Origin of the sequence: Streptomyces flavofungini, assembly GCF_014650815.1 — a bacterium.
Lineage (GTDB): Bacteria > Actinomycetota > Actinomycetes > Streptomycetales > Streptomycetaceae > Streptomyces > Streptomyces flavofungini.
The window spans coordinates 1-509 of record NZ_BMVR01000075.1 but is presented as its reverse complement, the minus strand read 5'-3'; the positions used below and the strand labels follow the sequence as shown (position 1 = coordinate 509).

1 pseudogene is annotated in these 509 nt (G+C 68.6%); it reads left to right on the top strand.

Annotated elements, in window-relative coordinates:
- Positions 1–284, top strand: a pseudogene (locus IE274_RS39185) (IS701 family transposase); the annotation flags it as partial.
- Positions 285–509: the final 225 nt, after the last annotated feature.

Here is a 509-nt window from a genome sequence, read left to right as displayed (position 1 = left end):
TCAGCGTCGCCGGCTCCCGCTGGGCGATCGAGGAATGCTTCCAGGCCGCCAAGGGTCAGTGCGGCCTCGACGAGTACGAAGTGCGACGCTATCCGGGCTGGTATCGGCACATCACCCTGGCCATGCTCGCCCACGCCTTCCTCGCCGCCATGGCCACCGCGGCGATCGAAAGGGGGGCAGCAGAAACGACACAGCCGACCTGGCCCCGCTCACCGTGGCTGAGGTCCGGCGTCTGCTGGCAGTTGTCGGCCCCCGGCCCGCGCACCGCGGTGTCGGCGCATTGACCTGGTCGCGCTGGCGCAGACGCCACCAGGCCACGGCCCGCGCCTGCCACTACCGCAGACGCACCCGCGCCTGAAGCGGCTTCCCGGAACCGGCCCCTGAGGCACCGTCAGCCCGCTAGGCTCGAAGGACCGCCTCTGACCAGCGCGAATGGTGAAGTCCCACTGGAGTATTAGACGTTGTCCTATGTGGTGAGGCGGAGTAGTACTGCAACATGGGTCAGGGGA